General features: G+C 41.1%; 30 protein-coding genes and 1 tRNA gene. 11 read left to right on the top strand and 20 right to left on the bottom strand.

The window, feature by feature from the left end:
• Positions 1–15: 15 nt before the first annotated feature.
• Together IM450_RS17490 and IM450_RS17485 are read left to right on the top strand one after the other, a co-directional pair.
• Entirely contained in the window at positions 16–774 is a 759-nt protein-coding gene (locus IM450_RS17490; protein ID WP_287665973.1) for a hypothetical protein, read from the top strand.
• Positions 775–778: 4 nt separating this feature from the next.
• Positions 779–1,030 (top strand): hypothetical protein, encoded by a 252-nt coding sequence (locus tag IM450_RS17485; protein ID WP_002800425.1) that lies wholly within the window; start codon positions 779–781, stop codon positions 1,028–1,030.
• Positions 1,031–1,072: 42 nt separating this feature from the next.
• Here IM450_RS17485 and IM450_RS17480 read toward each other — a convergent pair whose 3' ends face one another.
• The 3 genes from IM450_RS17480 to IM450_RS17470 are packed head-to-tail and all read right to left on the bottom strand — an operon-like array spanning position 1,073 to position 3,603.
• A complete protein-coding gene (locus tag IM450_RS17480) occupies positions 1,073–1,480 on the bottom strand; it encodes a hypothetical protein (protein WP_002798003.1) in 408 nt (135 codons plus the stop codon).
• Positions 1,480–3,426, bottom strand: coding sequence for an AAA family ATPase (locus tag IM450_RS17475; RefSeq protein WP_287665969.1), 1,947 nt, complete (start codon positions 3,424–3,426; stop codon positions 1,480–1,482). The genes IM450_RS17480 and IM450_RS17475 overlap by 1 nt, the downstream gene beginning before the upstream one ends.
• A gap of 9 nt (positions 3,427–3,435) precedes the next feature.
• A complete protein-coding gene (locus tag IM450_RS17470; protein ID WP_287665967.1) occupies positions 3,436–3,603 on the bottom strand; it encodes a hypothetical protein in 168 nt (55 codons plus the stop codon).
• Positions 3,604–3,925: 322 nt separating this feature from the next.
• Between IM450_RS17470 and IM450_RS17465 the strand changes: the two genes are divergently transcribed.
• The 6 genes from IM450_RS17465 to IM450_RS17440 all read left to right on the top strand — a co-directional run bounded on the left by IM450_RS17465 (position 3,926) and on the right by IM450_RS17440 (position 10,122).
• Complete coding sequence (locus tag IM450_RS17465) at positions 3,926–4,627, top strand: 16S rRNA (uracil(1498)-N(3))-methyltransferase (RefSeq protein ID WP_287665964.1); 702 nt, start codon at positions 3,926–3,928, stop codon at positions 4,625–4,627.
• 442 nt (positions 4,628–5,069) lie between these two features.
• Positions 5,070–5,699 (top strand): DUF6391 domain-containing protein, encoded by a 630-nt coding sequence (locus tag IM450_RS17460; protein WP_287665962.1) that lies wholly within the window; start codon positions 5,070–5,072, stop codon positions 5,697–5,699.
• Positions 5,700–5,778: 79 nt separating this feature from the next.
• Positions 5,779–6,012: a photosystem I reaction center subunit IV gene (locus tag IM450_RS17455; RefSeq protein ID WP_002800416.1), complete on the top strand. Its 234-nt coding sequence runs from the start codon at positions 5,779–5,781 to the stop codon at positions 6,010–6,012.
• 440 nt (positions 6,013–6,452) lie between these two features.
• Positions 6,453–7,841 (top strand): aspartate aminotransferase family protein, encoded by a 1,389-nt coding sequence (locus IM450_RS17450; RefSeq protein WP_002800414.1) that lies wholly within the window; start codon positions 6,453–6,455, stop codon positions 7,839–7,841.
• A gap of 5 nt (positions 7,842–7,846) precedes the next feature.
• Positions 7,847–8,944, top strand: a complete 1,098-nt coding sequence (locus IM450_RS17445) for a sulfotransferase family protein (RefSeq protein ID WP_287665959.1) — start codon at positions 7,847–7,849, stop codon at positions 8,942–8,944.
• Between the two features lie 182 nt (positions 8,945–9,126).
• Complete coding sequence (locus IM450_RS17440) at positions 9,127–10,122, top strand: lysylphosphatidylglycerol synthase transmembrane domain-containing protein (RefSeq protein WP_287665957.1); 996 nt, start codon at positions 9,127–9,129, stop codon at positions 10,120–10,122.
• A 21-nt stretch (positions 10,123–10,143) separates the two neighbouring features.
• On the opposite strand, the gene kaiC is transcribed toward IM450_RS17440, so the two are convergent.
• The 3 genes from kaiC to IM450_RS17425 all read right to left on the bottom strand — a co-directional run bounded on the left by kaiC (position 10,144) and on the right by IM450_RS17425 (position 13,200).
• A complete protein-coding gene (gene kaiC / locus IM450_RS17435) occupies positions 10,144–11,706 on the bottom strand; it encodes a circadian clock protein KaiC (protein WP_002800411.1) in 1,563 nt (520 codons plus the stop codon).
• Between the two features lie 193 nt (positions 11,707–11,899).
• Positions 11,900–12,214: a circadian clock protein KaiB gene (gene kaiB / locus IM450_RS17430; RefSeq protein WP_002800410.1), complete on the bottom strand. Its 315-nt coding sequence runs from the start codon at positions 12,212–12,214 to the stop codon at positions 11,900–11,902.
• Between the two features lie 56 nt (positions 12,215–12,270).
• Positions 12,271–13,200, bottom strand: a complete 930-nt coding sequence (locus IM450_RS17425) for a circadian clock protein KaiA (protein WP_287665953.1) — start codon at positions 13,198–13,200, stop codon at positions 12,271–12,273.
• Positions 13,201–13,584: 384 nt separating this feature from the next.
• Here IM450_RS17425 and IM450_RS17420 point away from each other — a divergent pair, with 384 nt between their 5' ends.
• Positions 13,585–15,960, top strand: a complete 2,376-nt coding sequence (locus IM450_RS17420; RefSeq protein ID WP_287665951.1) for an ATP-binding response regulator — start codon at positions 13,585–13,587, stop codon at positions 15,958–15,960.
• Positions 15,961–16,361: 401 nt separating this feature from the next.
• Here the strand turns inward: IM450_RS17420 and IM450_RS17415 are convergent, their stop codons facing one another.
• The 10 genes from IM450_RS17415 to IM450_RS17370 all read right to left on the bottom strand — a co-directional run bounded on the left by IM450_RS17415 (position 16,362) and on the right by IM450_RS17370 (position 22,182).
• Positions 16,362–16,745 (bottom strand): putative toxin-antitoxin system toxin component, PIN family, encoded by a 384-nt coding sequence (locus tag IM450_RS17415; RefSeq protein ID WP_287665949.1) that lies wholly within the window; start codon positions 16,743–16,745, stop codon positions 16,362–16,364.
• On the bottom strand, positions 16,723–16,959 hold the full coding sequence (gene vap15, locus IM450_RS17410; protein ID WP_002762933.1) for a type II toxin-antitoxin system VapB15 family antitoxin: 237 nt from the start codon (positions 16,957–16,959) through the stop codon (positions 16,723–16,725). The genes IM450_RS17415 and vap15 overlap by 23 nt, the downstream gene beginning before the upstream one ends.
• 109 nt (positions 16,960–17,068) lie before the next feature.
• Complete coding sequence (locus IM450_RS17405; RefSeq protein ID WP_080694126.1) at positions 17,069–17,272, bottom strand: hypothetical protein; 204 nt, start codon at positions 17,270–17,272, stop codon at positions 17,069–17,071.
• A gap of 50 nt (positions 17,273–17,322) precedes the next feature.
• The gene (locus IM450_RS17400) at positions 17,323–17,628 is read right to left on the bottom strand and encodes a hypothetical protein (protein ID WP_002732780.1); all 306 of its coding nucleotides are present in this window, start codon (positions 17,626–17,628) and stop codon (positions 17,323–17,325) included.
• Positions 17,625–17,999, bottom strand: coding sequence for a type II toxin-antitoxin system RelE/ParE family toxin (locus IM450_RS17395; protein ID WP_287665943.1), 375 nt, complete (start codon positions 17,997–17,999; stop codon positions 17,625–17,627). The genes IM450_RS17400 and IM450_RS17395 overlap by 4 nt, the downstream gene beginning before the upstream one ends.
• A gap of 434 nt (positions 18,000–18,433) precedes the next feature.
• Positions 18,434–18,730 (bottom strand): helix-turn-helix domain-containing protein, encoded by a 297-nt coding sequence (locus tag IM450_RS17390; RefSeq protein ID WP_287665940.1) that lies wholly within the window; start codon positions 18,728–18,730, stop codon positions 18,434–18,436.
• Positions 18,723–19,115, bottom strand: a complete 393-nt coding sequence (locus tag IM450_RS17385) for a type II toxin-antitoxin system RelE/ParE family toxin (protein WP_287665938.1) — start codon at positions 19,113–19,115, stop codon at positions 18,723–18,725. Before IM450_RS17385 ends, IM450_RS17390 begins: the two co-directional genes overlap by 8 nt.
• 698 nt (positions 19,116–19,813) lie before the next feature.
• The gene (locus IM450_RS17380; protein WP_287665935.1) at positions 19,814–21,529 is read right to left on the bottom strand and encodes a serine/threonine-protein kinase; all 1,716 of its coding nucleotides are present in this window, start codon (positions 21,527–21,529) and stop codon (positions 19,814–19,816) included.
• 198 nt (positions 21,530–21,727) lie between these two features.
• The gene (locus tag IM450_RS17375) at positions 21,728–22,048 is read right to left on the bottom strand and encodes a hypothetical protein (RefSeq protein WP_002796305.1); all 321 of its coding nucleotides are present in this window, start codon (positions 22,046–22,048) and stop codon (positions 21,728–21,730) included.
• Between the two features lie 11 nt (positions 22,049–22,059).
• Positions 22,060–22,182 carry a hypothetical protein gene (locus IM450_RS17370; protein WP_002800399.1) on the bottom strand — a complete coding sequence of 41 codons (123 nt, stop codon included), beginning with the start codon at positions 22,180–22,182 and terminating at the stop codon, positions 22,060–22,062.
• A gap of 152 nt (positions 22,183–22,334) precedes the next feature.
• On the opposite strand from IM450_RS17370, the gene IM450_RS17365 reads away from it, so the two are divergent.
• Positions 22,335–22,550, top strand: coding sequence for a hypothetical protein (locus IM450_RS17365; protein WP_002800398.1), 216 nt, complete (start codon positions 22,335–22,337; stop codon positions 22,548–22,550).
• Between the two features lie 76 nt (positions 22,551–22,626).
• On the opposite strand, the gene IM450_RS17360 is transcribed toward IM450_RS17365, so the two are convergent.
• The 3 genes from IM450_RS17360 to IM450_RS17350 all read right to left on the bottom strand — a co-directional run bounded on the left by IM450_RS17360 (position 22,627) and on the right by IM450_RS17350 (position 24,817).
• Entirely contained in the window at positions 22,627–24,051 is a 1,425-nt protein-coding gene (locus IM450_RS17360; protein ID WP_287665932.1) for an AAA-like domain-containing protein, read from the bottom strand.
• Between the two features lie 189 nt (positions 24,052–24,240).
• The gene (locus IM450_RS17355; protein ID WP_002800396.1) at positions 24,241–24,588 is read right to left on the bottom strand and encodes a YkgJ family cysteine cluster protein; all 348 of its coding nucleotides are present in this window, start codon (positions 24,586–24,588) and stop codon (positions 24,241–24,243) included.
• A 157-nt stretch (positions 24,589–24,745) separates the two neighbouring features.
• Positions 24,746–24,817, bottom strand: a tRNA-Val gene (locus IM450_RS17350).
• 81 nt (positions 24,818–24,898) lie between these two features.
• Between IM450_RS17350 and IM450_RS17345 the strand changes: the two genes are divergently transcribed.
• Entirely contained in the window at positions 24,899–25,435 is a 537-nt protein-coding gene (locus IM450_RS17345; RefSeq protein WP_002800395.1) for a metal-binding protein, read from the top strand.
• Between the two features lie 19 nt (positions 25,436–25,454).
• Here the strand turns inward: IM450_RS17345 and IM450_RS17340 are convergent, their stop codons facing one another.
• On the bottom strand, positions 25,455–26,975 hold the full coding sequence (locus IM450_RS17340) for an ArnT family glycosyltransferase (protein ID WP_002800394.1): 1,521 nt from the start codon (positions 26,973–26,975) through the stop codon (positions 25,455–25,457).
• Positions 26,976–26,999: the final 24 nt, after the last annotated feature.

Below are 26,999 nucleotides of genomic sequence, written 5' to 3'. Positions count from 1 at the left end.
TTAATCGCCACACCTATGGCCATCATCGCTCTGAAAGCTTGGTATCTGGACAAATACGAACCTATCCGCGAGGTTGTCAAACGTCCCCACGACTTGCGCTTAAGTCGCAATAGTCTCTTAAAATCGGGTTTAAGGGCCGATTTTCTCGATGATAGCCTGACGATACAAGGTTCTGTCTGGTTCCAACGCTATCTAGAAGGGGAAAGGGTGGAATTTTACCTCGAAGGTAGTGGCGGTTACGTCATCTCGAATATTGACCTGATTTCCCAAGAAATTTACTTTACTAAACAGGACCTCAGCGCTTGGTTGGATCCCGTCATTTATTTTAGCTCCCAAAGCCAATTTAAGGACTCTAGCACCGCTTTAAAAACAGTTTTGACCGAAACCGTCGAAAATCTCAATAAACGCTCCCGTTTGCCCTTAACCATCGAAGAAACGCCCCGAACTGAGGGCAATGTCACCAGATTGAGTGATAGTCAACTACGCAAAATTCGCAAAAGTTTATTATTTATTGCCGATGCTACGGCGATTAGCCAAAAGGAAACGGAATTACTGCCCAGTCCCCTAGTGGGTATAGAATTAGGTTATGCGATCGCTTGTAAACAGGGCGGACAAATTCTGCTAACCTATCAAAATCGAGCGGAATTAAAGGGTAAACTGGCTTTTGACCTGCCAAGCTACCAAAAATTAATTTTCTCGGATCTGAGCGAATTGCGTCTCACTTTTCCGCCTTTAATGGCAACTTTATTACAAAAATTCAATCTGATTAGTTAAAAAAATGAGTAGAAAAGCTGACGAGTACGCTGTACATTTGTTCTTAAGCAGTGGACATCGCGAGGAAGTCCGTTTTTTGACCATCCAAGAATTTCAAAAGTGGTACAGTAACGAATTAATTCCGAAAGCCGATTCCCAGGATTTTATCAATGTTCCGATCAGAAATATCCAAGGGGAATATATGGTTTTACGTCCGGCTAGTATCGTTGCTATTCGTGTGGAACCCGTCTTTTTTGGCAGTGTGGAAAGAATCTAATTTGACGTTATTGCTAAAAAAGATAGTTAGATAGGGAGAATTTTAGAGATTATCGATAATTCTCTCAATATCAGCTTGGATTTGATTGCTGACTTTGCCTTGCCAGCGTTCTTTTAATTCCCTTAATCCCACTTCTGCGTATTGACAGATCTTATCTAAAACTTCTTTGCCATCGCTGGGTTGAGGATAGGAATTCTTTTTACAGATAATATAAATTCCTGCGGTTAAAGCTAAAATAACTTCTGGATCGATTTGGCTAATAGTAATTAAATCTTGTCGATTGCTCAGAGTGGTTCCGTAGATACTGAAGTCTTGTTTAATGGCAAAAGCAGCGGCGAATAAATAGGCATCTACCATGCGCTCAAAGGTTTTATTATCTTTTAGTACCTGTAGATAATTTCTGGAAGTTTCCGAGGCATAAATCTTCAAACTGGGATCGATTCTCTGCATTAGTAACTCTCCATCACTTCAATCACGGAAGCATCTTCATCGGCAGCCAAACGGTGTATTTTGAACATATCAGTAGTATAGGGGAGCAGCAGATTTAAAAGTCGATCGGGAAGATCGCGATCGGTAGCTAGAATAATCACTTGGGAGTTTAAATTAGGGAGAGAGTTAATAATATTTTTTTGATGTTCTTTGTCTAAATGGCCAAAAGGTGTATCCATAATTAGGGGGACACAGGTATCAGTTATTTGATTTAAACCTGTGATAAAAGCAAAAGCTAAAGCTTCCTTTTCTCCCGCACTTAAGACATCGGGATTTAATAATTTTCCCGTGATGGTACGGATTCCTAAAGTGTATTCGGGAGTAATTTCTACTCCTCTATATTCCTCTGGTTTGCTGGTTATTTGTAAATAGCGATCGCTGGTTACTTGATTAATCATTTTTTGGGAATTATCGATATGCCATTCGATTAATTCGTTAGTGGCATTTTTTAAACGTATGGCCATTTTAACCTGATTAGATAACATCAATGTGGTTTTATTTTCACTAGCTAAAATTTCCACTTCTTTGCGTAAATGTTCTAATTGCTTTTCTTTGATTTCAATTTCCTTTTGCAAGCGTTCGATCTTTTCTTGGATCATCTCAACATTTTTACCAGATTCGCCAACTTTTCGCCAAATCTCATTAGCTGATTCTTGATTGGTTCCCGTGGTTTCCTGTTTTAGCTGTTTAATATGTTGATTAATTTCTTCGATTTCTTCTTCTAAAAGATCTCTTTGTGAAAGCAATTGACTATAATTGCTAAATTTGGCATTATCTCGGATAATTCCCTGTAAATCAATTCTAATTTGCTCTTTTTCTATTCTGGTGGCGTTGTCCATTTCTAAGGACTCTAGTTCGGCAATTTGTTGAAGGATAAAGTCACGAGAATTTTTATCTAAACAACGACCACATAGACAGCTTTTATCCTCAAGTATTGCTTTTAAAACTGCTGTAGAATTAGTTTTAGAAGTGCTTTTTAAGCTAGTAACTTGTAAATCGTCAGCCATTTCCTGCACAAAGTTAATCAGCAAAGGTATCGCAGCTTTTTTTAACCAAGAATCGATAGACTTTTGCAGGTTATCTAACTGAGTTTGTAAACCGATACGCTTTTTCTCTAAGTTATGAATTTCCTCTAATTTTTCTCGTAAACTTTCAATCTGAGCGGCTTTTTCTTGAGCATTCTTATGGATAATTTTAGCATTTTTTTCCTCATCTTTAGCAGTTTTAAGCTGACCTTTTTTAAGATCAAGTTCTTCTTCTAATTCTCGTAATTGTTGCAGCTTATCTTTAAAAGTTTGACTGGTTCCCTTTGCTTTATTTAAACGGTTTTCTAATTCTTGCAAGGCTTTTTCTGTATCATCACGCAGATTTCTTAATTCAGGGATACCCAAAACTTTTTCAATTGCTTCTTTTGCTTCTTTAGTTTGAGTTATCTGGGTATATTGTTCGATTTTTAAGCCATCAAAACAGAAAAAATCTCGAATAGATTTAGGAAGCAATGCTTCGATATATTCCCTAGAGTTACTTCTCATGGTTCCATCTTCATAAAATAATGCCTCCTCTACGCTGGGATAGGAACTGCTACCATTAACTTTTAATTTCGCTGTGCGACTGATAAAAAAATTTTTCTCGTTTCTAGTAAAATTTAATTCTACCCGCATTTCTTTTTCTTCTACTGATGAAGAATCATCCTTACCTCGATAAAAATAGGTTTTCAGAGTCTCTTTAGATACAATATCTACCCCATAGAGACACCATAAAATCGCCGTCATCAGAGAAGTTTTACCGTGACCATTATTACCGAAAATAATCTGAATTTTTCTGTCGGGATGCAGGTTAAAAGTAATATTTTGACTAGGGTAACATTTCCAATTAGTTAAGCGAATTTGTTTCAGTCTCAAAGTCATAGGGTTTATTTATTGTGGGGAGTCGGTATATTTTTCGATAAGTTCGACAATTTTAGGTGATAGCCGCCGATTTTTTAGAGCAAATTTTTCCACTTCTAAAGCCATGGCTTCTTTGAGCAGTTGAGGAGGTATATCATATTTTTGTGCCAGATCTTTAATTTTAGCAGTGATGTCCATGGATTTTCTGGGGGTTAGGGGTTGGGGAGTGGAGACTGTCAAGTCTTAATGCTTATTTGCCAAGAGATACCTTGATGAGGATAAATTTTATAACAGATATGAGTAGGTGAGGCCATAGTAAGTTATAGCCTTTGTCATCAACAGGAAGTATAACCTAATTTGGTATTGACGACTGACTACCCAAAAGGAAAACTACGTACTTCATCATTAAGATAACTGCTATAAGCTAATCTACTCTCAACCCTATACAAAAACACCATAAAAGCTAAAATAGATAGCTGACAGTGATCCTAATCACAATATCAATATAGACTAAACCGCCTTGTATTACCGTCTTCTTCTTGATTTTAACAACCTAGAAAACGGGTTAATTACCTTAACACCCGAACAAAGTCATTATCTTAAAAAAGTTGTTCGTTTAAAATCCCATGAACGTTTTATTGCCCTCAATGGACAAGGACAAGCGTGGTTAGCAGAAATAATTGATAATTCGGCCCATCTTTTAGAAGCGATAAACGAAACTAGCGAACTACCAGTACAAGTGAATTTAATGGTAGCAATTCCCAAAAATGGCTTTGATGATATCGTTCGCGCTGCCACCGAATTAGGAGTTTATCGGATTATCCCGCTGCTGACAGAACGCGGTTTAGTTAATCCTAGTCCTCAAAAAATCGACCGTTGGCGAAAAATTGCCCGGGAAGCTGTAGAACAATCAGAAAGACAGATTATTCCCATTATCGAAGAACCACAATCATTTTTAGCCATCCTTAAGCGGGGAGCTAACCCACAGACAACTTGTTATATTGGTGTTACCCGTAGAACAGTGGCCCCGCTACTTGCTCAATTGCAAACATCAACCGAGATAACCATGGCCATCGGACCGGAAGGGGGATGGACGGAGGCAGAAATAGAACAAGCGCTCGCCGCTGATTTTCTACCTGTATCACTGGGAAAACGCATTTTGAGAACAATTACAGCTCCCTTAGTGGCTCTTGCTATCATTAACGCCTATTTAGACAGCTAATTGACTACAGTTTCTATGACCAAGACCAGCAATCCAGATAACTGGAATCATTTCGCTTCTTACTTAGGGTTTGCGGCAAAAAGTTTTTCGTGGAGGCAGGGTGTGGGGTGTAGGGTGTAGGGTGTAGGGTTTTACCGATTTTCAGGGGGTCAATTACCCAATTTTCAGGGAAAAAGTCCAGGGATTTTCCCCCTGCTCACTCCCATGCCTGGCACTTTTGGAATTCAAAAAAGTCTAGAAGTCTTATCCAACAAGGTTTTTAGATTTATTCAGCCAACCTTACCTAAAGCAAGAACTAGCAGCAGTTACCCTGTGGTCAGATTTTCCCTTTTTTGCCGAAACCACCCTGGTCAATCCCCATTAAAGACACCTACTGGGACACCGCCTTGCAACCCTATAGCACCCTCATCTTCCCCGAAAAAACTCCCCCTACCGCAACTTTATGACCTCTAGTAGCCCTTCTAACCCCTCTTTTGACTGGTTTAACCCCTCGCCCCAGCAAGACAGCGATTTACTGGCACAAATCGGCTTTATCCCCGGTTTCAAAGAATTTCTGACCCTGCGACAGGTTCACGCCTTGGAACACGCCACCGTCTGGGTATTAAGCGAAATGGCTGCCCGTCGTCAATCGCCTTTTGACCATTCCCAAGCAGATAACGAGGCCCTGGGAGGACTCTCCACCGATAGGGGTTTTTATCTCTACGGACAGGTTAATACAAATGAACTGCAAATTGCGGCCAAACAGGCGCTCCATCGTCTCAAAAATGGCGAGGGGCAATTGGCATTACATCCGCGTTGTGGCACCAATTTATCGGTAACTTTAGCCTTAACCGCCGGCTTAGTCTTAGGAACTCATCTTATCTTCCCCAGAGGTCCGATTTCTCAGTTATTAGGCTTAGGTTTAGCCACTGCCACCGCTTTTCAAATCGGGCCAGATGTGGGAATGTCGGCCCAAAAATACCTGACCACAGCCATTCCTTTTAACTTAACAATCGTTAACATTGCACCAAAGGCAGACCTATGGGGACGTTCGGGGCATTTTGTCCAAACAGAGTGGCAAGATTTGCAATAAAACTTAAAGTAAAAACCCTTTCGGCAAACTCGCTCTGATTGTAACCTGTTAACTAAACCCTTAAAAAAAAACAACAGCTATGCCTGGAATCGAACGCGGAGCCGAAGTTAGAGTCAAACGGAAAGAGTCTTACTGGTACAACGATGTGGGAACCGTAGCCAGTGTTGATAAAAGTGGTATCCTCTATCCCGTTATCGTCCGTTTTAACACTGTTAACTACCACGGTTTTAGTGGTAGCGCCGGTGGACTGAATACCAATAACTTCGCTGAAAGTGAATTGGAACTCGTTAAGGCTGCCCCCGCTAAGAAATAAAGCTGACTAAAATTCAGCCTATCATCACCGACTGACTGACAGGAATTCTCTCTTGTTGGTCGGTTTTTTTATAGCTGTCAGTAATCAGTTATCAGTAATCAGTTATCAGTTATCAGTTATAAGTTATAAGTTATAAGTTATAAGTTATAAGTTATAAGTTATCAGTTATCAGTAATCAGTTTACTGATATTACATTTTGGGCGCACGCGATGCGCCCCTACCATATAAAAACTGAATAATAAATTATTTAAAATTTGCTTTAACCTTTAGCCCACAAGAGTTAATTAGTTTAATTATTCTAGATAAGTTCTTAAATGCTTGACAAAATATATTGAATAATTTATAATATTAAGTAACCAAAAATCATGATAATGTGCTATGGACATAATCGGTTTTGAGGTGTTTGAAAAATAGTTTTTCAGTAATCAAATCTGGAATTTATGAGCATTTTAGAACTGATAGAAAAAAGACTAGAAGAAAACTTTGCCCTCCACGAACAATACCTAAACCCCCAGATGGTTAGGGTACTAAAAACGATCGGCTATGATCGCCACTACGTTAAAGCCCAAGGTCCGTACCTATTCGACAATCAGGGGGAAAAGTATCTGGACTTACTGAGTGGTTTTGGTGTTTTCGCCCTCGGACGCAATCACCCCAAGATCGTGCAAGCTTTACAGGAGGTATTGACGGCAGCATTACCCAATTTAGTCCAATTGGATGCTTCTATCCTAGCGGGATTGCTGGCCGAACGGTTAGCAGCGATCGCACCTCCCGGATTAGAACGAGTTTTCTTTGCTAATTCCGGCACAGAAACCGTCGAGGCTGCCATTAAATTCAGCCGCTACGCCACCGGACGCAGCAAAATTGTTTACTGTCAGGGAGGCTACCACGGGTTAACCATGGGTTCCCTTTCCGCCACCGGCGATCCCCATTATCGCCAGGGATTTGGGCCTTTTGTCGCCGATTTTGAGGAAATTCCCTTCGGCGATCTGGCTGCGCTCGAAAAAGCTCTAATTAACCAAGAAGTAGCGGCTTTTATTACCGAACCGATCCAAGGTCACGGAGTGAGAATTCCCGAACCGAACTATCTCCCCGCAGCGGCTGCCCTTTGTCGTCGTTACGGCACTCTTTTTGTGGCCGATGAAGTGCAGACCGGTTTGGGCCGGACTGGCAAAATTTGGGCAGTGGAACATTGGGGGGTAGAACCGGACATTTTATGTGTTGCCAAGGCTCTTTCGGGCGGTTTTGTGCCAGTGGGAGCGGTTCTCTGTCGTCGCTGGATCTTCGATCGAGTATTCGATCGCATGGATCGTTCTGTGGTTCACGGTAGCACTTTTGGTAAAAATAATCTGGCCATGGCCGCCGGTATTGCCACTTTACAGGTGATTGAAGAGGAAAAATTAGTCGAGCGATCGGCCGTAATCGGTCAACAAATTATCGCAGAACTACGGCCCCTCGTAGATCAGTACGAATGTTTGCAGGAAGTGCGGGGATTGGGGATGATGATCGCCTTGGAATTTGCCGAGCCGAGCAGTTGGTCACTAAAAGCCGCCTGGAAAATGCTAGAAACCGCCAATAAAGGGCTATTTTCCCAGTTAATCGTCGTTCCCCTCTTTACCCGCCATCAAATTCTCTCGCAGGTTTCCGGCCACGGCATGAATATCATCAAGTTTATCCCCCCCCTCACCCTCTCCGATGAGGATTGCCGTTGGCTTGTCACCGCCGTTAAAGATGTGGTGGCTGATGCACACCGCTTCCCAGGGGCCGCTTGGGAATTCGGTAAAACCTTGGCCAGCCAAGCTATCCGCCAAAAAACCGCTAAAAAATAGTTAATATGTCCAGTTTGTTTCATCCCCTCTGCGGTAGCAACCTTAGCACTCTCCTTCGTTTGTTTTTGACCAATGGCGGCATTAATCGCCCCAATTTGGCCCCAGCAACCCTGGCGCTGGCAGTTACCCTGGCGCGACTGCCTTTTTCTACCCTAGAACGAATTTTAATGACAGGGTTTTATGAGCGCGGCGTACAGGTAAAAGCACCCATTTTTATTGTCGGCTATTGGCGCAGCGGCACGACCCATCTCCACAATTTACTCGGTCAATCGGAGCATTTTGGCTATATTTCGCCCCTAGCGGTGGGATTACCCTGGGATATCCTCGGCATCGTCCGCTTATTTCAACCGCTGCTAGAATTGGCCCTACCTAGCGATCGCCATGTGGATAACGTCGCCGTTACTCCCGATTCCCCCCAAGAAGACTCGATCGCCCTAGCCAGCATGATCCCCCTTTCCTACTACCATGGTTTATACTTTCCCCAACGTTTTCAGTATCATTTCCAGCGAGGGGTTTTTTTTCAAGGCTGCAGCGAGAAAGAAATCGCCACTTGGCAGCGTTGGCATACTCATCTATTAAAAAAAGTTTCCATACATCAAAAAGGCAAACAATTACTAATCAAAAACCCCGTTTATACGGCACATATTGCCAAATTGCGAGCTATCTGGCCCGATGCTAAATTTATTCATATCTACCGCAATCCCTATCTAGTTTTTCCCTCAACCCGTCACTTTTTTACCCGCATCCTACCGGAACTAGCACTACAATCCTACGATAATTTATCCACGGATGAAATCGAGCAGGTAATTCTGAAAAGTTATCCCTCAATGCTTAATTCTCTCCTGCGAGATAGTGTCGATTTACCCGCCGATAGTTTTGTAGAAATTCGTTTTGAAGATTTAGAAAAAGACCCCCTAGCACAAATCGAGAAAATTTACGATCAACTGCAACTTCCCGACTTAAAAATATCCAGGCCTCGCTTTGAGAAATATATCGCCAGTCTGCAAGGATATAAAAAAAATAATTATCCCCCAGATGCAAAAGCGATCGAGTTAGTCGAATCCCATTGGCTACCATTTATTCAACGTTGGAATTATTTCTAGTCATCAGCTTTTTCAGTTATCAGTTATCAGTTATCAGTTATCAGTCATAAGTTATCAGTTATCAGTTATCAGTTATCAGTTATCAGTCACAATTCATAATTCATAATTCATAATTCATAATTCATAATTCATAATTCATAATTCATAATTCATAATTCATAATTCATAATTCACAATTTAGTATGAAATATCTTAAATTTATCTTTCTGGGTTTAGGTTTTGTTTTACTAGGGGTAATTTTACGCCAAACCAATCTACAAGAAGTTTGGCAACAAATCACCCTAGTCGGTTGGTGGGGAATGACAGTAGTGATTATTTTTTATTTCCTAGAATTCCTCACCGATGTTTTTACTTGGCAACTAACTTTTAAAAGCATTCCTATCCAACCTCGATGGACAATTCGCCTATTATTAATTTACATGGTAGGGGCAGCCTTTAATCGCGTGACTCCCTTCGCTTCTTTGGGAGGAGAAGGTTTTAAAGCAGTGATGTTAAAAACTCACTATCAGATTAGCTATAAAGAAACCAGTGCCTCGATTATTCTGACCAAGACATTAAATACTGCTTCCCTTGTCTTCTTTGCAATTATCGGTTTTTTTCTGCTCCTCGCTTCCCCAAAATTTTCTAATTCTTTTAAAACTTTTACCGGATTAAGTCTCGCTATATTCTCCAGTTGTATCCTGATATTTTTCTTGATTCAGCGATTCCGTTTATCCTCCCGAATAGTTAATCGATTAGGTCATTCTTTTTTATGCGATCGCCTAGCTAAACCTTTAGAAAATCTTCGCAGTGTCGATGATCGTTTAGGGGAATTTTACCGGAATCTGCCCCTATTTAGAAATGGCTTGATCGTCGGTTTTCTCAATTGGCCCCTCGGAGTTTTAGAAATCTATGTTTTAATGCAACTTCTCCAACATCCGATCACTTTTGCCGATGCTTGGTTATTTGATTCCGTTGCCCAATTAGTGCGCGCTGGAACCTTTTTTATTCCCGCTAATATCGGTACTTTAGAAGGTTCTTTAGTGCTGCTGGGTGCTTCTTTAACCGGTAGTCTAGAATTAGGTTTAGCGATTTCTGTAATTCGCCGGGTTAAAGATATTCTCTGGATTATCTTAGGTTTGTTGATCTGGTGGTTATTTTCCCTAAGACCGACTTTACCCGATCGCCCTTCAAAATAATCTCAATCAGTCAACTGCCGATTATTCATCCTGTAATTTTTCGCGCACATTGCGAACAATCCGCGATAATTCAGTCTTTTCATCGACGCTAATTTTAGTCGGAGAACCACTAATAATCCGCTCGTAATTGCGGAAAGAATCCTTGATATCCGCCCCATCCTGACTGATAGTATATTCACGAATCCCTTTATCGTGCCAAGAACCGCGCATCTTAAAGACGTTAATCGCTCGCGACATTTCGCCGCGAATTTCCACATACTGCAACATTAAAATCGTGTCGGTAATCGTAGAAATATGGGATTCGGTGATCGAGTGCGCTCCCATAAATTGGTCGGTGGTATTGGTGAAAAATCCCGTAATTTCCTCCTGTTTGGCGTATCCTGTCACCCCGATCACAAATTGCCGAAAAGCATTATTTGTCACCCCCCGCGCGAGTGCCGATAGAGAATCAATAGCAATACGAGAGGGTTTAAATTCCGAGATTTCCGACTTAATCATCTGTAAATGGTCTTCTAATCCCGCCGATTCGGGGTAAGAACACAATAATTTTAATAATCCCTTGCGTTCCATCTCCTCAAAATCGATCCCCCAAGAAGAGGCATTTCGGGACAATTGGGCGCGAGATTCTTCATAAGCGAACAAAATCGCCCGCTCACCGCGCCTACAGCCTTCTTCTAGAAATTTACTGACTAAGAGAGTTTTACCCGTACCGGTTGCTCCTGTGGCCAAAATAATCGAATCCTTGAAAAAACCGCCTCCACACATATCATCGAGGGTTTTTACTCCCGAAGAAATGCGGACATTAGAAGAGCGCTGAGTTAAACGCATGGCTCCGAGGGGGAAGATATTAATGCCATCATTGGTGATAGTAAAGGGATATTCCCCCTTCATGTGGGTTGTTCCCCGTAATTTGAGGATTTCCGCGGTTCTGCGTCGCCTTTCTCCCTCTAGCACGTTCCGCATAATTACCACATTATCAGAGACAAATTCCTCTACACCAAAACGCGCCACCGCTCCGTATTCTTCGATACGTTCCGTGGTCATAATTGAAGTCACTCCTAATAATTTTAACCTGGCGACGAGCCGAAAAATTTCCCGCCGCACCACTGACACCGCTTCGTACTGCTGAAAAACAGCAGTTACAGAGTCAATTGATACCAGTTTTGCTTTATATTTGGTAATTGCGTATTGAATGCGCTCGATCAGGGCCGAAAGATCAAAACTACCCACCACCTCTTGACCTTCCGGATCCGGAGAAGCATCGAGAATAAATAACTTACCCTGGTCAATTAATTCTTCTAAATCCCAACCAAAACTATAGGCATTTTGGATGATATCGGTGGGAGATTCTTCAAAAGTAACAAACAGGCCCGGATAGTCAAAATACTTGATCCCGTGGTAGAGAAATTGAACGGCAAGCAGGGTTTTTCCCGTGCCAGAAGTGCCACTCACTAAGGTAGTTCGCCCCATGGGTAAACCACCGTGAGTGATCTCATCAAAGCCTTCAATTAGGGTTCTAATTTTGCGAACACCTTTCGGTTTAATCGGTGGATTTGCTTGGCTATTAGAGTTAGATTGAGTCATTATTTATCCAGCGAGTATTTAAAGAGTAGGATTTTTATCTAATTTTTCCACAGAAACATATCGGGACTGACTAGACACTTTACACTATCTTGATTGCCATTGACTCTTGACTTTCCCATAGACGTACTAGATTACGCCCCGATCATTTCTCCTTCAATAAATATAACCCGTCTAATCACCTATTGCCGAAGGCCTAGCCATCATTTTCTCGTTCGCGAATTTCCTCGTACAGTAAGTCTAACCCGATTAGAACCTTCTCTCGATCGGACAAATCACCGATAATTTTCCGCACTGGGGGAGGGAGGACTTTCGCAAGGGTAGGAGTGGCGAGAATCTTGTCTTCCTCCGCTAGTTGCGGGTTTTTCAGCACGTCAATCACCTTGAGCGCATAAACTCCCTGAAATTCCTCTTCTAGGATATTTTTCAGGGTTTTTAAGGCTCGCACGGAGTTGGGGGTGTTCCCGGCGACGTACAGTTTTAAAACATAGGTTTTTTTAAAGACGCTCATAGGTTAGGATCAAAGGGGCTGGGGATATGAGTTCATCGCTATTTGTCTGGGATATTTTAGTCTATTCCCAATAATAAATCATAAGGGATATCCTCGCGAGGTATGGAACGACGGTACATTTCCCCTAGGTGAGCAAGGATATCAATGAGAGCGAGACGATAATCTAGGAGAATTTCCTCACTTCTGCCTTCTAATTTTAACTGTTGGGAAAATTCATCCATTAACTCCATGTGAATTTCCAGAATTTGCGACACTGAGAGATCGGTAAAAAAGACATTATTAACCAACTCATCGATCGCTTGATTAATCGGATAATCCTGTTGGAAGTAATTTAAAATAATCTCCCGATAATCTGCTCTTACTTCCCGCAGTAATTCTTTTTTTTCCTCCGGGGCAAGATTGCGATAAAATAGCTGCGGGTTGCGTTTGTAGTAAACACCTAAATAGCCGAGTCTTTCTTTTAATTTTTCCGCTAAACGGCGCTGTTGTAGGAGGAGAAAACTGTGATTATTTGCCACGGGATTTGGTTGGTTAACAATCGTGGTACGCTCGGAAAAAGAGCAATTAGGAGCTAAATGGAGAAATCTAGCGATCGCTTGGTCGATGACGGAGGTGATGCTGTCTAATTCGTTGACGGTAATTTGTAATTCGGCACTATGATAGAGACAGGTGGGAGAGTCATTCGTCTCGGCAGTGATGTTCTTGTCAGCGACAATGATCACTACTGGCAGCAAAATCCCCCCTTCGTAGAGTTGATTAAAAGTCGGCTGTAGGGAAGGGTGAAAGACCACCAGCAAACAATCGATTTTTTCCTTCTGTGCCTCGATATTAGCCAGTAATTCGCTAGAAGACGACCCTAGGGTTAGATGATAGCGTTCATTAGCCAATAAAGCCGTCAAAGAATTAACCAGCCCCGGGGGTGAACTCACTCCCGTCAAGGGTGGGTCCGTTGGGACAAAAGCATAAATAGTCAGTCTCGGAGGCAACGTTTTCTCACCCGCAAGGTAGATAGAAAATAACAAACTATAGGTTAGACTTTCTCTGTTGAGAAGACAACCCCCTCGCCATCAGATCGGGGAAGTTAAAGTTAACTTTGCTTTTTGGCAGTGGGTATTGTAGTTAATTGTAATCAATGGAGCGGTCTTCTAGATGAGCGAGCGTCATAATCAAGGTAAATTAAAGTTCTAGGACTACTAATAGTTTGGCCATCAGTTTGTTAATTATGCCCTAAAGTTACCGCCACCGCCCACCCAATTATACTAAATCCAGTTATCAAAGACTGATTATCTATTTCTCTTTTGCCTTGTGCATGAGTGCCTTTTGCCTGTCCTGATATGTAGCCTATACTCAACGGATTTAGTATTATCCCCATGCCTAGCGTTACCCTCAGCCTCCATCACTTTAATCAATCCGTTACTACCTGTGAATTAATTATTGACAGGGCCAGTCTTTTAGATTTAATTAACAGGGGCAATCCAGAAGCGATCGTGGTGGTGGATGAGAGGTATTGTCCCCTAGGACTGATTGAGAGTCAAGCCCTGATCGCTTACCTCCTCTATCAGCAACAGCACCCCGAAACTAGAAACCCCTCCTCCAACTGTCTGGATCTGAGCGGTTGGCTGCGCCCGATTATCCCTCTTGACGCTCGCATGGCCGTGAGTGAGTTTCTGACAACCCTGACGGGAGAAGCGATCGCCCTAGCCCCCATTTTAGTGGATGCTCAGGGCAAACTGTTAGGACGCCTAGACACGGGCAAACTTCTCCAATTTTGTCTCGGGCGCTCGATTCTCGATGATCCCCCTCCGCAGCCCCGCATCAGCGATCGCATTACCCCCCCCCGCAGCGATCGTCCTCTGAAATTTCTGGAACAATTACCGCTGCCGCTGCTGCTCTACAGTCCAGAAGCGGGAATTTTATACCAAAATCAGGCTTGGTGTCAACAAATCGGGGCAGCTTTCCCCGCTAATATCGATAACTCTCCCTTTGCTTTAGTTAATGACCCCTTAACCCTCCCATCCCCCACTCCCCCCCTGTTTCCCCAACGTCTAGAAACAGTGACATCGGGTTTAACCAAGACTTGGCGCCTGTTGTCCGTGCCGTTAAATTGGGCGGATAATTATCCCTTGATCGAGAAAGCTTCGGGACTGTGGTTACTGTTAGCCACCGATATCACGGAACAACAGCAATATTGTCAGGAATTAGCGGTTAAAAATGCCGATCTAGTCCATTTAAATCGTCTTAAGGATGAATTTCTCGCCTGTGTTAGCCATGAGTTTAAATCGCCCCTCACCGCCGTGATCGGTCTCTCCAGTCTGCTGCGGGAACAAAAAATCGGTGAACTTAACCCCCGACAGTCCAAATATGCCGATTTAATCTATCGCAGCGGTCGCCAGTTGATGGCTTTGGTCAATGATCTCCTCGATTTAACCCGCCTAGAGACAGGACAACTACAATTAACTTTCACTAGAGTCAAAATCGATCGCCTCTGTCAACGGGTCTACGATATCATCGTCGATAAGTATCCCCAACGTCTCGATCTCCCCAGCAGCTATCGTCTTGACATCGAATCCGGGTTAGATTATGTTCTGGCCGATGAAGCCCGTTTGCAACAGATGTTAGTGCATTTGTTAGATAATGCGGTAAAATTCACCATTGATGGCGGTAATTTGGGCATTAAAGTTAATCGTTGGGAAAATTGGCTGGCTTTTACCGTCTGGGATACGGGGATCGGTATTCCAGAAGAATCCCAGCATCTGATTTTTCAGAAATTCCAACAGCTAGAAAGTCCTTTCACCCGTCAATTTGAGGGTGCGGGTTTAGGTTTAGTCCTCAGCCAAAAATTGGCACGCTGTCACGGTGGTGATCTATCCTTTGTCTCCAAAGCTCGGGAAGGCAGTCAATTCACTTTACTGCTGCCAGTTCATCCCCAAGGTGCAGACCAAGAGTCCGCCACTCCCCAGCGTCTGGTGTTAGTGGTGGAAGCTAATCCCCAAGTTATCGAACAGTTTGTCGATCGCTTGAGTGAATTGGGATTAAAAGCCATTATCGCCCGTAGCGGCACTGAGGCGATCGAAAAAGCCCGTCAGTTAAAACCCCGTTGTGTTTTTCTCAATCCTAATTTACCCCTCTTGTCCGGTTGGGATGTGTTAACGCTGCTCAAATCCCATCCCCAAACCAAAGAGATAAAAGTTATTGTCACCGCCGCCGATTCCGAGCGCAACCGCAGTCAACAGCAAGGGGCCGATAGTTTTCTGGTTCCTCCGATCACCTCGGCAGCCCTGCAAGCTTGCCTAAATCTGACCGGTTCTCCCGTTACTAGCCGAAAACGGCGCACTGCTCCGACTCTGCTGCGTTTACACGGTCATTATGCCCCCAATTTCTCCGATTTATCTTCCTTTAGCTGGATTTGGAATAATCAATTAGTTCGGGAAAATTATCGTTTTATCGAGGCCGATAGTTGCGAACAGGCGGAACTTTTAGCCACTGTCTGGGAGGTGGACGCTATCTTAATCGATAGTTCGATCGCAGAAGATTTATACTCTTATCTGCAAACCTTGAGCCAGTCGGAAACCCTCGCTAATTTACCCCTAGTCACCCTTGATGTGGCTGTCACCGAGGTGGCCAATCAAATCCCCGGTTTAGCCGTTTTTCCCTGTTTGGCCCCCCCAACGGAAAACCGCATCGAACAGCTATTAAAGGTGATCGAGACTGCTGATCTGGCTTTTTCTCGCCACAAAGAACAGTAAAGGTAAGTCAGGCAAGTCTTGGGAATACAAGCAATGTCGATGCTCTAGCCCGATTTTCCCCAGAAGTTGGCGCTAAAGCGTAACTACAAACCTTAACTCAACCTAGAGATTATTAACTCAATTTTCTCAAAAAAATCGACCAGCCGTTAGGTGAGAAAAAGAGAAGAACCGAGAACATTAACGCACCCTACAAATTAAGATGGTGCGTTACGGCGCGATCATAATTTAATTAGGGCTTGCTGAAAAAGTTTTTCGTGGGGGTAGGGTGTGGGGTGTGGGGTGTAGGGTTTTACCGATTTTGAGGGGGTCAATTACCTAATTTTCAGGGAAAAAGTCCCTGAATTTTCCACCCGATCACTCCCATATTTGGTACTTTTTGATTGACAAAAAGTCTAAAAGTCTTATTTAGTTATTCCAAATTGTTGCAAAATTAATAAATCTTGATCGCCTGTAATTAAAAAGTCAGCTTGACTATCTTTGGCTAAGGCTAAAAGGTAGTTATCTTTAGCGTTTCTACAGATATTAATTTTTGATTTAGTCTCAATACATAACCCAATTATGTTTAAAAGCTCAAGTAACTCTTGAACTTTTCTTTGGGAAAAATGCTTTTGTAATTTTGGTCTTTTGGTAACAAGGTTAATCTCATTAAGTAGCTGTGGAGAAAAAATCGGCACAAGAGTTTTTTCAATCAGTAGATATTTTAAACTAGCTAACTGTTTACCAATAAGAAAGCTAATCCAAAGGTTAGTATCAATAATAACTTTAATCGGTGGCTTGTTGTCCATAAATTTCAGCCCTAACTTCCTCCACTTCTTCGGTAATTGTCTCTAGGGAAAGCTCATCAGTTTTAAAGGTTTCTAAAAGTTGGGTTAATTTTTGATTTAAAGTTTCTTTTTCGAGTTCTTTACTGAGTTTTATTTTGTCACTTTCTGGGAGTTGTTTAACCAAATCTAAAATCTGGTCAAAGTTTAAGGTTAGTTGGTAAGTTTTTTGGTTCATTTTCTCAAATTATTGTTTATTGATAAAGTTTAATTGCTCGCAGTGCATACTCAAAACAACGTTCCCGAATATCTATTTGTTTCTTCTATTCTTTTTGATAATTCATAATTCATAATTCAAAAGAAAAGTCCGGTTCAGCCTCTATACAACCGATAAAGTCAGACCAATCTTCTGTTCGCTGCTCTTTCATTTCCTGTGGGTTGGGAGAATATCGTTTTTTGAGAATATCTACAAGTTCAAGAATAGTCTGTTGTGCGTCGGGGGGAAGGGACGCAATATCTTCTTCAATTGTTTCTAGGTTTATCATTGTCATTGTTTAAATGCGCGACAGCTTATTCTCATTGTAGCAAATTACTGAAACAATTAGGCTGAAACTAATTCAAATTTAACCTTTATTTTTAGGGCTGTAGCGATGAGATTTAGCAACAAAAAAGAGTTTCCTTCATAGTCAGCATTTTCTAAGGCTTCAATAATAGATTCATCAGTATTAATTAATTCTGCTAAAGCTTTTGTTGAAAGATGATGTGTTTCCTTAATCTTAAATATTTTTCTGGCTACTTCGTCATCAATACGAGCCTTTTCTAATTCTAATTGACGTTCTGGATTATTAGCATAATAACGTTGGTAAAGAATTTGTAAGCCATCGGCTGTCGTTTGGTGTGTATTCATATCAACTCCTGAAAATAGGTGTGTAATTCGGGATTTTTTTCAAATTTAGCTTTGTTTTTAATTGCTTGCTCGATTTCCAGTGGTAGAACTTCTTTTTCTTTAATTATACCATGACAAATGACCACAGCTTTGTTTTTATAAAAGAAATAAAGAATTCTATAATTTATTCCTTTAAAATTAACTCTCAATTCATAAATTTTGTCCCGCAAAAAGTCTGCTTCTGGTCTGCGTAATTCATATCCTAGTTCTGCCAGTCTTTGTAATTTGATAAAGCATTTGTTTTGAGCTTTGCCAGGAAGACTATCAAGCCATTCTATAATTGGTATATTACCTCTTTCATCTTGGTAAAAAATAAGTTGTATTTTTGGCATATTAAAGCTTTTATATATGTGAGTTTTCTAACAAATGATAAATTAAATAGTGTCAAGTATCGAGTTCCCCAAAAGCTGATGTTTCCGTGAGCAAAACTCCTAAAATTAGACTTGACAAAAGACCTGAGATCGTTATATTCTACAGGTAACAAGCTTTTAAACGAGAGAGCCACGCCCCACGCACCAATTATATCATTCATTCTACCTGAATATCAAACAAGAACTAGAAACCTGTTACTAGGGAGAGATTACTGCGGGGGGATATTCGGTAGCAGTTAAATAATCATAATAAAAACCACTCCAGACACAGTGGCGGCTCTTGTCGGGTGCGTTAGTGATAGCGTAACACACCAATTTTCTTAAGATGGTGCGTTACGGCGCGGTAATAGTTTAATTATTAACAAATTTCCTTCAAATACGCGCAAACACGCACCCTACAAGCTACTAACAAGGATCATTTTGACTCGTTGATTAAGGGCAGTGGCAATTTTTTGTAGCATTATTAGGGGATTGTCTTGATAGTCAGCGTCTTCTATATCTTCAATAACGGATTGCTCAACATGGATTAGGTCGGCTAGTTGTTGTTGAGTTAATCCAGCATTCATACGAGCGTCATAAATCAATTGTGCGATTTCTGAGTTGAGGGATTCTAGGGCAATTTGTTCTTTGATTGTGGGATCGTCTGCAATCATTTGGTGAATGATTTTTACGGCATCTGTGGTTTTAGGCATTGTTTATTTCTCCTTGATAAGTATGAAGTTCTGGATTTTGTTTAAATTGTGCTTTTCTTTGGATAATTCTCTCGATGTCTTGTGAGGGAACGGCGGAAGTTTTTTTGATAAGAGCATGACCAATAATTGCTATATTTTGACCATGATAAAAATAGAGGATTCGATATTGTATGGTTCCCTGTTTGGCTCTAAGCTCCCAGATATCATTTCTGAGATAATCGGCAGCAGGGCGGTGCAGTTCATGGCCTTGTGCGGCAAGTTGTTCGATTTTGATTATACATTTGGCAAATCCTTTTTTATCAGTTTTGAGTAATTTCTGAAGCCACTCAACAACGGGTGAGATGCCTTCTGCTTCTTGATAAAAGATGATTTTTGTCTTTGGCACGTTTCTTTTTAAATAGTATGCGATGAAAAATCAATAAATGCAATCAGGTGATGGTTATGGGTATCGAATTGCTGGATAGCTCATAACCTCGTTGAAAAGAATTATGCGATCGCCCCTTGTTTATCTCCTAAATTAAACTTAGAAATTCCGCGATAATAGACATCAACATCGTTAAGTATCGAGTTCTGTGAAAAGCTGATGTTTACGGGAGCAAAATCCCTCAAATTAGACTTGACAAAAAACCTGAGATCGTTATATTCTACAGGTTACAAGCTTTTACACGAAAGAGCCACACCCCACGCACCAATTCTATCATTCATTCTGCCTGAATATCAAACAGGAACTAGAAACCTGTTACTAGGGAGAGATTACTGCGGGGGGATATTCGGTAGCAGTTAAATAATCATAATAAAAACCACTCCAGACACAGTAGCGGCTCTTGTAGTGGACTGTTTCAACTAAAATAGGGCAATAGATTTCGGCTTAAAGTCTTAGATTATAGAATTTATAGCATTTTTCTAATACACCAAATTAGCTGAAACAGTCCAGTAGGGTGCGTTAGTGATAGCGTAACGCACCAATTTTCTTAAGATGGTGCGTTACGGCGCGATCATAGTTTAATTATTAACAAATTTCCTTTAAGTACGCGCCTAACGCACCCTACAAGCTACTTAACGGTGTTAACTCCCTACAAGAATTTAATTGGAAACACCTAATTCTTTTAGTCTATCCAGAGAGTTTTGATACCAGGTTTGATTATTTTGTTGTCGATGAAGTTGGGATGCTTGGCGAAAATCCTTAATTGCCTTTTCATTGTCATTTAATTCTTTGTATATTAAACCGCGATTATAGTAGGGAACAGCAAAGTCAGGATTGAGTTTAATTGCTTGATTGTAGTCGGCAATCGCCCCTTGTTTATCTCCTAAATTATACTTAGCCCATCCGCGATTATTGTAGGGAAAAGCAAAGTTGGGATTGAGTTTTATCGCTTGATTGTAGTCCGCAATCGCCCCTTGTTTATCTCCTAAATTATACTTAGCCCATCCGCGATTATTGTAGAAATCAGCATCATCAGGATTGATTTGAATTGCTTGATTGTAGTCCTTGATCGCTCCTAGTTTATCTCCTAAATTAGACTTAGCACTTCCGCGATCATAGTAGGCATTAGCATAGTCAGGATTGATTTGAATTGCTTGATTAAAGTCCTTGATAGCCCCTTGATTATCTCCTAAATTATACTTATCAACTCCATTATTATAGTAGGCTACAGCATCGTCAGAATTGAGTTTGATCGCTTGATTTTGATCCGCAATCGCCCCTTGATTATCTCCTAAATTATAATTGCCTATACTGTAAATTGCTAGTCCGATCACCCCCCCAAATACAATCATCCCAATGCCGTTATATAGCCATTTACGTCTAGTTATTCCTGATGGATTCTTAATTTTTCTCTGAGGAGGAGGTGAAACGGGGGGAGGTTGTACTACAGTTCTACTTGAAGGAGGATTATTCAACACTGTCAGAACTTCTGAAGCTGATTGATAGCGCTGACTAGACTTATCTTCTAACATCTTGTTGAGGAGATTCGCTAAAAAATCACTAATTGATCTTTTTTGCGATTTTAATACCGATTGCCATAACCATCGCCGCTGATCCACAGCATAGACTGGATCTGGCAAATTATTGTTACTTTGGGGGAAACATCCTGTTAATAAACGGACACAGGTAGCGGCTAAACTATATAAATCACTAGCGGCGACTGCACTGCCCATGATATGTTCATAAGCAGCATAACCCGGAGTATATAAACCTGTCCCCATTTGGGAGGTTTGCTCTTTAATTCCCCCAAAATCAATTAACATCAATTTACCGTCACTCCGACGACGCATCAGATTATCCGGTTTGATGTCACGATGGATCAATCCTTTAGAATGGAGATAGACAAGGACTGGTAATAATTGCTGTAATATTTCCTTGATTTTCTGTTCACTAAATCTTCCTTCTCTTTGATACTCTTGAAGCAGGGTTTCTCCTTCAATAAACTCCTGCACTAAATAGAGGGAGTTCCCCTGAGAGAAATAATCATAAACGGTGGGAATTTGTTCGTGTTTTAATTCGTCTAATTTTTCCGCTTCTCTTTGAAATAACTCCTTAGACTTCTCCAGAGCAGCTCCCTGCATTTGAGCAATAAATTTTTTAATAACCCGGGGTTTGCGATTAAAATTCAAGTCCTTAGCTTGATAAGTTCTACCGAATGCGCCTTCGCCTAATACTCCGACAATGAGATAACGGCTATGAAAAGAATATGATTGGCTAGTTTGGCTTAAATTTCCGCCACATCCTTGACAATAGCTATAATGAGTCGGATTTTGAGGATGGGAACATTCGGGATTGAGACAGTAGAGGATACTCATAAATCATCTGGAGAAATTTGATTAAGTACCTAAAAAAAATTGATGATCTCATCGAGAGAAGATGTGTAGGCTCCCTTAAGCGGTCACAAATCCCGTCAAAAAACCAAAATTAACAATCCGCCGTAACGCACCAATTCTATCATTAATTCTACCTGAATATCAAACAGGAACCAGAAGCCTGTTCCACGGCAGTGGAAGTTAGGGGTTGCTAACAGGGGGAACAGTGATGACAAAGCGGATGACAGTTCCGATAACTGCTGTTGCCAAGATGGTGATTAATGCCCAAATTTGGGCTTTCTGGGAGCCTTTAATCTCTTTTAAATCACCTTGTAATGTGTTGAATTCTCCCTGTAATGCCTTGAGGTCTCCCTTTACTTCGGCCTCGAATCTGACTTGAACAATCCTGATCTCTGTGACATCTTTCTGGAGCGCGTCTAGCTTCTGATTGGTCTCTTTAAGATTCTGATTAATCTGGTCTAGGATTTTTCCTAAATCGGTTTCGATGGTGAGGCCGCTCATGGGTTAGACTCCTAATTAATTGGTGCTGTTGTTTCTGACTTAGATTTCAGGGTTTGAACAAATTGTAAAACTTTTTGTTGCTTTTCCAGTGTCAGTTCTCGCCATTGTTCAAGTATTTCTTCTTCTTTACCCATAAATACCTCGCTCTTCAATTATGAATTGTTGGGTTTTGAGCAAGGCTCATTAATAAAAACCACTCCAGACACAGAGGAAACAAAGATCATATCATTTTGGGTTTGCGGTGGACGTTGTAGAATAGAGAAAACCTACTACGCTGATAGATACCATGCCCTCTCCTGCTATTACCACGATCATCAAGATGGTTGAGTCTCTGCCTGATGAGCTTCAAGAGCAGTTAGTAGAGTACGTTCGAGCTTATATTGCAGAAATTGAAGAAGAAAAACGATGGGATCAGTCGTTTAAACAGACGAAGAATAATCTAGTCGCAGCAGCCCAAAAAGCCAAAGAAGAGATTGCAGCAGGATTGTCCGCACCGAGTTGATTTTCCTTGAGGATGTTTATGGTGATAACTTTAGCACTCCTAGCCTGTGTTAGCCGAGCGCCTAACGGACTATAAATTACATAGCATAGCGACTTTTTTCGGAAGTATCAAAGCGAGCAAGCGTAATTTTTTTGGCGAGGATAGAAGTTTTTCGAGGCAAAAAAACAGAACGTTGCCGGAAATATTCGCCAAAATATTGACGGTAGAGAGGACAACTGACTCGGCAAAACTTACCTTGTCGGTGAATTAGTCCGAGACTTTCTAGGTGAAAAGCTGCCATTAAATCAATTTCTATGTCTTTTTCCGCCATCACCACCTTAGCAAAGATAGCCGCTAAATTGCCCTTTAAGTATTGCAGATGCCAAAGTAAACGTTTAAGATGGCCTGCAAAAATATTATTTTCCTCGCCGATAGAAGTAGCCAAAATGCTTTCTAGGCTACAATTACCCCGAGCAAGATGATAGCAAGCAAGACGAATTAAATAGGGATTACCCCCTAGAAATATCCGTAATTTTTCGCAGTCAAAATTCTGATCTAATCCCTGTCTTTGACTTAATTCTCGTACTTGTGCGCTGGTAAAATTAGGCAATTCGATCGGTAAACCAAGACTAAAAGGAGATTGATAGATATCTGAGGTTTTATCAAGCTCCTGTGCAGGGGAATAGGCAACAATTAAACGTAATTTTTGCCAGAGAGGTTTGTTTTTGCCTTCCTCGTGCCAGAGGTGCAGAATACTAAAAAATTCTTCCCTTAGCTGTGGATAGGGTAAAAGATATTCAAGATCATCAAAGGCAAGCACTAAAGGGCGATCGAGATGGGAGAGAATATGCTTTTCTAGATAGATTTTACAGTTAATTTTACCCCCCAGGAAGTCATCCCAATCCTGTGGGAGATGATTATCTAAATCTAACTGGCGACTAATACTAACACAAAGCCAACGCAGCCAGTGATTTAAATCTTGAAAAATTGAGCTTTCTGCTAACCGAAAACTGAAATAAAGTGTATGGTATTGCTGTTGTTGAGCATAATTAATAATTCTGGCCATCAGGGAGGTTTTTCCCATTTTTCTGGGTGCGTTAATCCGGATAAGACTCCCCCCGCGCAATATCTCTTGATAACAAGTCTGTTCTAGATTATTTCTGTTGATATACAAGGGGGAATCGAGGGGGACTTGTCCCTCTGGTAATTCAGCCAATAGTTGAGGATTAATACTATTAGTTTCTGGTAAGTTAGGACGATAATAATCGCTATTTTCTAGAGTTAAATTAAAGGCTTGAAAACAATGTTTCAGGGTTTTTTTATCCACTCCCGATTCACAAGCGAATACCTTCATCAGAGTATCTACCCCTAAAAGAGTTTTCTCGCTGAGGACTTCTAGGGTGAAGCGACGACCGCAATTATCCCGATATTCCGCTTCTTGTTTAGCAGTAAGTAATTTTTCTAGTCCCGTGGTGGTGAGGATAACCCCGCGTCTGCGGCGCTGTTTTTCCGGTTTTTCCATGATATTTTTTCCCTGTCCTGAACCCAAACTCTGCACCTCTAGAGGTTTTGAGTTTCCTATAGACTTCTCCTCAACAGGGAAACAATCAATTCCGTAATTTTACTGGTTTAGCCATCAAAAAGCTAGGAAAAATAACCAGACCACTTATTTTCTTCCCCGTCCGAGTTATTTCTGGGATGGGGGTAAATCTTAGCCTACTTGCTGACGATAGCTATTCATTTCTAGGCTATCTTCCCCATAAAGATCCTCAATGTGTTCATGACAACAATCGATCGCAAATTGCTCAAATTCTCCCGGTTCAATTTGATACATTTTGGCAAAAATATCGGGTTGAACACGACAAAATTCTGGTCTCTGGTCATAAATGGTACAGAGACGGGTTTGGCGATCAAAGTGTATACACCAACCTTCTTCCCCAACCATGCTGAGATATTGACTTAATTGTGCGGGAGTCAGATATTCTTCTAAGTCAGGACGCTCGTCGGGATTTAGTTGACAACAAGCTCCACAATTTTTAATACATTTCCAATTGGCCATATAACCGCTGTGCTGCGATGAATTAATCCTAGTACCTACTGACTAGCTTACTAGCAAATAGTCCCAATTTTGCCTTCCAGCAACAATTCCCCTCAATAGTTTTAATCTCAACCTGCGATCAAGAGTGAAAGCTTGACGAGGCAAGAATCTAATAAAATGGGCGTTGTAAGGGTCGAACTTACGGCATCCTGCTTGTAAGGCAGGCGCTCTACCACTGAGCTAAACGCCCGAATCAATTTCGCACTTTCTCAGCATAACATATATTTTCAAAAAAGTATATTATTTTTTTGAGCGAGTTAATTTTTTTCCGATGCCCTCTGGTCGAACTCACGATCGCATTACCCTAATTTTGCTGCCACCGATTGCGGGGGCGAGTTTTTTGGTCAGTGGCAGTGGTAAATTAACCCTGTTACTCTTGGCCAGTTATTTGTTTAGCGGATTCCTGTTTGGACCAGATCTTGACATCCACTCGGTACAGTACAAACGTTGGGGTTATCTGCGCTGGTTGTGGCTACCCTATCGTTCCATGATCCGTCATCGCGGTTGGTTATCCCACGGTTTATTGATCGGCACAATTTTTCGGTTATTTTACTTCGGTAGTTTTCTTTTACTAGCGGCGATCGTCATCATTCCGCTCCTGCAAAGTTTCTGGGGTATAGACTGGGATTGGCGACTGTGGCCGCAGCAAGCGATCGCATTATGGCAACAGTATCCCCGGGTAGCGATCGCTATTTTCCTTGGTTTAGAATTAGGGGCAATGAGTCATAGTTGTAGTGATTGGATCGGATCGGCCTACAAACGTTCTCGAAAAGTGGCTCAAAAACCGGTAAAAAAGAAAAAACGTTAATAGTCCCCGTCCACAATTTCTAATTAGCCTTACTTTGATATTCTTGCCAAGTTTTCGGACTGATAAAGAGAGTTCCTTTTTCTTGCTGGTCGGGAAACTGGATATAATTTTTCTCTAAATAATCCCTGAGTTTTGGTGATTGCATAAAATCCTTTTCAAATCGATAGAGAAAAACCAAATCTGGCTGTCTTTTTTCGATAACTTCTAGGATAAAATCCCCATCAAGATTCTGATTGATAAATCTCTTTCTGGTGATGACGGCAGTTTCTGGGGGTGTTTTCAAGAAATACTGATATATGTAGTGAGGATTATCGGTTAACAGAAGTTTCTCGGAGTTTTTAAATTTTTCAAACACAGCTTCTGCTAAAAGAGGTTTATACCTTTTGTTAAATTGAACGTAGGCATTAATTGAGGGATCACGATTGGTGATTATTCTTAAGGTATTAAAGATAAATTGACCAGAAAGGGGAAGAAAAATCAGCATTTTGAGAACTAATTTCCTGGTTATTTTTCGATTTTGCCTAAATTCCCCGAGGCTATCAGTAATTTTTAACTGTTCGACAAATAAGGCAATTATCCAAACGGCAGGAATAATTAAATGGATATAATAATAAGGCCAAATTGGGGCGACTGTGGCAAATCTAAATAGATTAGAACCCAACCAGATCAAGGGCGGTAAAAGTGGTATTATATTGCGAGTAAAAACCATCGCTATAATAGCGATCACTGTGACGATTAGATAAATTGGTTCGTGTTGTAGGGCGCTTTGTAAGAGAGTCCATAAGGTGAGATTTTCTTCACCGAAACTAGCGGCAACAATAACATGAGATTTAATAATATTTTCGTAGGAAAAAGGAAAAATAGTCAGGGAACCTAAGACAAAGACTAAAACGACAGCGACTGACCAAATAACAATATCAATGATTCTTTTAATAAAACTATTCTGTTGATTGAGAAAAATAATTAAAGCTACAGTTGGGATAATAGTAATGCCCGCAAGTTTAATTTGCAGGGAAAAAACCAAAGCAATGGCACTGAGTAAATACAGTCCATACTTAAGCTTACCCGTGAATTTAACGGCTTTAAAGATGATAAAAATACTTAAAATTGTAAAAAAAAGTGAGGGTAACTCCCGCAACATTGTCGTTGACAGGGTAATATAAACTAGACAGGTTGAGAGAATAAATACCGATAAACAAGAAGCCAATATTCCGCAATTAACTCTCAGAATTAGATAAAAAATCCCTAACATAATTGTGGATAAAGAAAGCACCATAAGGCGGGCGGCATGGATAGTAAATCCTGTCACGCTTAACCAACCATTTAGTAAAAGAGATAAACCCGATAAATGATCGTGCCAAACTTGTTCGTAGAGACGATAACCTTGTTTAGTGACGTAGGCAAGTACCATGGCCACCGCTTCATCAAAATTAAGGATATAGGGATAATGAAGCGGGACTTTCCAGAAAACAATCCCCAGAAAAAAAGCTGCAATGGCAATTAATGCCATTAAATCAAAACGATAAGATTTCTTATTCATAACTTTTTCTGGACAAGAATTGCT

The organism is Microcystis sp. M083S1, from assembly GCF_020246405.1.
GTDB classification, from domain to species: domain Bacteria; phylum Cyanobacteriota; class Cyanobacteriia; order Cyanobacteriales; family Microcystaceae; genus Microcystis; species Microcystis aeruginosa_C.
The sequence above is the reverse complement of the archived record's forward strand: the minus strand, read 5'-3'. Positions and strand labels throughout refer to the sequence as shown.